Origin of the sequence: Hafnia sp. (assembly GCF_036648275.1) — a bacterium.
Classification (GTDB): domain Bacteria; phylum Pseudomonadota; class Gammaproteobacteria; order Enterobacterales; family Enterobacteriaceae; genus Hafnia; species Hafnia alvei.
The window spans coordinates 1-5,982 of sequence record NZ_JAVXIQ010000061.1; the positions used below are offsets into that span (position 1 = coordinate 1).

General features: G+C 50.9%; 4 protein-coding genes. 3 read left to right on the forward strand and 1 reads right to left on the reverse strand.

Annotated elements, in window-relative coordinates; translation table 11 throughout:
• The 3 genes from RSC70_RS20840 to RSC70_RS20850 form a co-directional block, all read left to right on the forward strand.
• Positions 1-369 (forward strand): IMP dehydrogenase (locus RSC70_RS20840; protein WP_332543479.1); only part of this gene is annotated, 369 nt, incomplete at its 5' end.
• A 102-nt stretch (positions 370-471) separates the two neighbouring features.
• Positions 472-2,049, forward strand: a complete 1,578-nt coding sequence (guaA, locus tag RSC70_RS20845) for a glutamine-hydrolyzing GMP synthase (RefSeq protein WP_004847419.1) — start codon at positions 472-474, stop codon at positions 2,047-2,049.
• A gap of 311 nt (positions 2,050-2,360) precedes the next feature.
• Positions 2,361-4,418: a hypothetical protein gene (locus RSC70_RS20850; protein ID WP_332543481.1), complete on the forward strand. Its 2,058-nt coding sequence runs from the start codon at positions 2,361-2,363 to the stop codon at positions 4,416-4,418.
• Positions 4,419-4,575: 157 nt separating this feature from the next.
• Here RSC70_RS20850 and hemL read toward each other — a convergent pair whose 3' ends face one another.
• Positions 4,576-5,859 (reverse strand): glutamate-1-semialdehyde 2,1-aminomutase, encoded by a 1,284-nt coding sequence (hemL, locus tag RSC70_RS20855; protein WP_004847413.1) that lies wholly within the window; start codon positions 5,857-5,859, stop codon positions 4,576-4,578.
• Between the last annotated feature and the right edge of the window lie 123 nt (positions 5,860-5,982).

Genomic DNA, 5,982 nt, shown 5'->3' on the forward strand with positions numbered 1-5,982 from the left:
ACTGAAGAATCTCCGGGTGAAATCGAGCTGTATCAGGGCCGTTCATTCAAATCTTACCGTGGCATGGGTTCACTGGGGGCAATGTCTAAAGGTTCTTCTGACCGTTATTTCCAGAGCGATAATGCCGCAGACAAATTGGTTCCTGAAGGTATTGAAGGCCGCGTTGCATACAAAGGCCATCTGAAAGCGATCATTCACCAGCAAATGGGCGGTCTGCGCTCATGTATGGGGCTGACCGGTTGCGCCACGATTGATGAACTGCGTACTAAAGCAGAATTCGTTCGTATCAGCGGTGCAGGCATTCAGGAAAGCCACGTTCACGATGTGACCATCACTAAAGAGTCACCGAACTACCGTATGGGATCGTAATTCTGAATGTCGAGGCGGGAACGTATTGCAGGTTCTCGCCGTTCGGTATTTAGTCACCTATTTTCGTTTTTTGGCTATTTATTTTTCTAAACAAGGCCTTACATGACTCAAAATATTCATAAGCATCGCATTCTGATTCTGGATTTCGGCTCCCAGTACACCCAGCTTCTGGCGCGTCGTGTTCGCGAAATCGGCGTATATTGCGAACTGTGGGCGTGGGACGTCACCGAAGAGCAGATCCGCGAATTTAATCCAAGCGGTATTATTCTGTCCGGTGGTCCAGAAAGCACCACTGAGAACAATAGCCCACGAGCGCCAGAATATGTGTTTACTGCTGGTGTGCCTGTGTTTGGCGTGTGCTACGGCATGCAGACCATGGCGATGCAGTTGGGTGGCCATGTAGAAAGCTCTAACGAACGTGAATTTGGCTATGCGCAGGTAGAAGTTACCGCACACAGCAAAATGTTTGATGATATCAAAGACTCCCTGACCAAAGACGGCACGCCAGTGCTCGATGTCTGGATGAGCCACGGCGATAAAGTGACCGCTATCCCTTCTGATTTTGTCACCGTCGCCAGCACCGAAACCTGTCCTTATGCCATCATGGCAAACGATGAAAAGCGTTTCTACGGCGTACAGTTCCACCCTGAAGTGACTCATACCCATCAAGGGCAGCGCATGCTTGAGCGTTTCATTCTGGATATCTGTGGTTGCGAAGCGCTGTGGACGCCAGCGACGATCATTGAGGATGCGGTCGTGCGACTGCGTGAGCAGGTCGGTGAAGACGAAGTGATCTTAGGCTTGTCCGGCGGCGTTGACTCCTCTGTGACAGCTTTGCTGCTGCATCGTGCTATCGGCAAGCGTCTGACCTGTGTCTTCGTTGACAACGGACTGCTGCGCCTGAATGAAGGTGAGCAGGTAATGGACATGTTCGGCGATAAATTCGGCCTGAATATTATCCATGTTAAAGCCGAAGATCGCTTCCTGAATGCGCTGGCTGGCATCAACGATCCAGAAGCCAAGCGTAAAACTATCGGCCGCGTATTCGTTGAAGTGTTCGACGAAGAAGCGTGCAAGCAGCCTAACGTTAAGTGGTTGGCACAGGGCACCATCTATCCTGATGTGATTGAGTCCGCAGCGTCAGCAACCGGTAAAGCTCACGTGATCAAGTCTCACCACAACGTTGGCGGTTTGCCGAAAGAGATGAAGCTGGGTCTGGTTGAGCCGCTAAAAGAGCTGTTCAAAGACGAAGTGCGTAAGATCGGCCTAGAACTGGGTCTGCCATACGACATGCTGTACCGCCATCCGTTCCCAGGTCCAGGCTTGGGCGTGCGTGTACTGGGTGAGGTCAAGAAAGAGTACTGTGACCTGCTGCGTCGTGCGGATGCGATCTTCATTGAAGAACTGCATAAGGCTGATCTGTATAACAAAGTGAGCCAGGCATTTACCGTATTCCTGCCGGTTCGCTCTGTTGGCGTAATGGGCGATGGCCGTAAATATGATTGGGTCGTTTCTCTGCGTGCGGTAGAAACCATCGACTTCATGACCGCGCATTGGGCGCACCTGCCATATGACTTCTTGGGGCGTGTATCCAACCGCATCATCAACGAAGTGAACGGCATTTCCCGCGTAGTGTACGATATCTCCGGTAAACCACCGGCTACGATTGAGTGGGAATAGTGCTCGGCCACGAGTAACGATGTGAGTCGGTAGCAAACATCTTAAGCCCTCTGAGAGATCAGAGGGCTTTCTTGTTTCTAGCGGCGATAGCGAAGGCTGAACATCGGATTTTTTGATACCAGTTTGGCACCACTTTGGTGAAAAATAGCGTCGTTATTCTCTCGCTATTTTCGTGTGATTCGTGAACTTCGTGAGAGCGGTGGGCTCTAACCAAAATCACTTCTGGACAACGTGAATCATGGGATAGAGTGCCCGATGGCGTTGTTGATACAGTTTTTTAGGTGCCAACAAAATATCTTCAGGGAACACGAATGCCACATTTTGATTTGTCCTCAAATGGAAACCCGTTTCGCACACTATCGTTAGCGGCACTTATTGCGGCAGCGCTGGTTTTTCCGCAGAGTAGTTTTGCTTGTGGGCCAGACTTTCCTAACCGTTTACTGCTCAATCGTAACGATACTCTTCTGTCGATGCCGGAAGGCAATTTTGTATTTGAAGCTAGCCGACTCGTGCCTGTAGACAAGCAATTACCACTTTGGAAAGCACCTGTATCGTCAACACTCGGCACGTCATCGAAACCTGTTCCGTTGTCGCCAGAACAACGAATCATTGCTGATATGCGACAAACTCACAGCGTTGAGGCTGCTTCGGCAATCGATGCGAAGAGCCTATCGAACGCAGCACGCCTGTATACGTTGGGTGCCGTGGCTTTTGGAGAAAAAGATCCTCGTGCATCGGAATATTTTCAGCAGGTTCTGGCTCTCCCCGTTGCTGAGCAGGGAGAATGGGGACTACGGGCGCAATATTCACTGGGGCGCGTGCAGATGAACGATTATGGTACGCCGGAAGACGTATCTGGATTGAACACGCCACCAGCGTCGCACCCCAAAAAAGAGCAGCTTGAGCAAGCTCTGGCTTCCTTCCAGCAAGTGATTGATAACGTGAAAAGCGGGGCTGTTGATCCAGAACAACTGGCGCTGAGTAGCCTAGGGCAGCAGGCGCGTATTCATTTATGGCTTGGAGACATAATCCCTGCAACACAGTTATATGCACAGCAAGCGGCTCAGGGCGATACCGATGGCGGGCTTTCACTGATGTATATCTCCGGCTATCTGATTAGACCAGAAAATAGGGATGTGCTTAAGCAGGCCATTAGCGATCCATTGGTGCAGCAGTTGGTGACTATCGAACTGTTTGCTCGTAGCAGTAATTTGCAGATGGGGAACACCAAGCCAGAACAGACTATTGCTCCGATCCTCGCGTTACTGATGGATTCAGTGAAAAGTGGCTTCCGCGGTAGCGATCGTTTAGCTGCGTTAGCTTATCGTTCCGGACAATATACGATGGCTGCCAGCCTGCTGAAGAACGCTGGCGACGGGGGATTAGCGTGGTGGCTACGTGCCAAGATGGCTCTACGTGATGGTGATGTGAAGTCTGCCACCGAGGCCTATGCCAAGGCGGCTTCCGCATTCCCTTCGGATGAAAGCTGGGGGCTACAGCGTAATGATGATTATGCGCCAGAAATGATCACTCCAGTTTGCCGAGTTTCTGGTGAGCAGTCCATTCTGGCACTGAATCGTGGCGATTATCTGCAAGCCATGGCTTTTATGTATCAAGGTAAAGAAAACTATTGGGCGGATGTGGCTGATATCGCTGAACGAGTGCTAACCATTGATGAATTGAAACGCTTTGTTGATGAACACATACCTGCACCTAGCACACCATTGAAGCCCATTAATCCGGATGGGTACAGCGATCACCAGATCACGCAGGATGAAAAACTGCGTGACTTGCTAGCACGAAGAATGATGCGGGCTGGGCGCTATCAGGAAGCGGTGAACTACTTTGCGTTCCCAGCTTATCGTCAGTTTGCGCAGGAATTTGTTGATAGTATAAATGCTGCCAAAAATAAAACGTCTGACAAGAGAGCCAAGGCCAAAGCCTATTATCACGCTGCCACATTACTGCGAAAGCAGGGGTTGGAGTTTATGGGCTATGAAATGACGCCGGACTACGCTATTTATGGCGCTGGTATTTCTTATCTGGGGGATGCATTCGATACTCGTGATTTACAGCATAAAAGCTGGATCAACGTGGCTGAGGCAAGTCGGGCCGTGAAATCATTGCCAGAGGCGGACAATCACTTCTTGCATTACCGCTGGCGAGCGGTGGACTTAGCTCAGAAAGCAGCCAATTTATTGCCACCGAAAAGTCAGGCTTATGCTGCCGTATTGTGTAATGCCACAAGCTGGGTGATTGCATACGATACGAAGACGAGCCGAGCATTGTACCAACGCTATATCAAGAATGGCTCGTATTATGACTGGGCAGCCAAGTTTGGCGAGAATTGTCCTGAACCGCAGTTTTAAGCGTAGTGCCGCGATCGAGAATGAATCCAGTGTTTGAAAACTTCGAGGGGGAGGGGGACAGGTAAAACGTTCCTGATATCCTCTTAACGCGCGACTTTGAAGCGTTCACGCTGCATATTTAAGTAGCCGCATTGTGCGGCTACTTAATGGATAAAGATTACTTCATCTTCACAAAACAGCGGCGCGCGGCGTCGATGGTCTTTTGTATATCTTCCTGAGAATGCGCCAGTGACATAAAGCCCGCTTCAAACGCTGATGGTGCGAAGTACACGCCTTCTTCCAGCATCAGATGGAAGAACTGCTTAAAGCGGTCTACGTCGCAGCGAGTGACGTCGGCATAGCAGGTTACGGTTTCTTGATCGGTAAAGAAAATCCCGAACATGCCGCCCACGTGGTTAACCACTAATGGAATGCCTTCTTTTTGCGCGGCGTTTAACAGGCCGGAAGCCAGATTGTCGGTCAGCTCAGTCAGCTGTGGATAGATCCCCGGCTGAGAAATCTCATTCAGACAGGCAAATCCAGCCGCCATCGCGACCGGGTTACCTGATAGCGTCCCCGCCTGATAAACCGGGCCCGTTGGTGCCAGAGCTTCCATGACATCGCGACGACCACCAAATGCGCCCACTGGCATACCACCACCGATGATTTTCCCTAAGCAGGTGAGATCTGGTGTTACACCGTAATAATCCTGAGCTCCCGCTAGTGCCACGCGGAAACCGGTCATGACTTCGTCAATGATCAACAAGGCGCCATATTGGTCACACAGCTCACGCAGACCTGGTAGGAATTCAGGCAGAGGTGGAATGCAGTTCATGTTGCCGGCGACGGGCTCAACGATAATACAGGCGATGTCGTTAGGATATTGCTTGAACGCCTGCATGACAGATTCTACGTCGTTATAGGTGCAGGTCAGCGTATGTTTAGCAAAGTCAGCGGGAACGCCTGGAGAGTTTGGCTGGCCTAGCGTCAGTGCGCCGGAGCCCGCTTTAACCAAAAGGTGATCTGCGTGGCCGTGGTAGCAGCCTTCAAATTTGATAATTTTGTCGCGACCGGTAAAACCACGCGCCAAACGAATGGCGCTCATGGTGGCTTCGGTCCCTGAGTTCACCATGCGAACCATGTCCATACTTGGCACCAAGTCGGTAACCAATTGGGCCATTTTCACTTCCATTTCCGTCGGCGCGCCGAAGCTCAAACCACGGCCTACGGCTTCCAGAACGGCTTCGCGGATCGCTGGGTGGTTGTGGCCGAGAACCATTGGCCCCCATGAGCCAACGTAGTCGATATAGGCTTTACCATCGGCATCGTACAGGTAAGCGCCATCTGCGCGCTCGATAAACAAAGGCACGCCACCAACGCCGGTGAAGGCGCGAACGGGGGAGTTTACGCCACCCGGAATTAGCTCTTTTGCCTGAGCGTACAGACTTTCAGACTTACTCATAAATCGGCTCCTGACCTGTGCTGAATGTAAAAAGTCGCGTCTATTCTAAAGAAGTCGCCGCAGAGATGAAATGAAGAAAAGCTCAAGCTAAGGGATTGAACAGAATTCAAACGTTCTTATCTC

Excerpts from the sequence above, each read along its gene's own strand:
- hemL (WP_004847413.1), bottom strand. The coding sequence starts at position 5,859 with ATGAGTAAGTCTGAAAGTCTGTACGCTCAGGCAAAAGAGCTAATTCCG.
- RSC70_RS20850 (WP_332543481.1), top strand. The coding sequence starts at position 2,361 with ATGCCACATTTTGATTTGTCCTCAAATGGAAACCCGTTTCGCACACTA.
- guaA (WP_004847419.1), top strand. The coding sequence starts at position 472 with ATGACTCAAAATATTCATAAGCATCGCATTCTGATTCTGGATTTCGGC.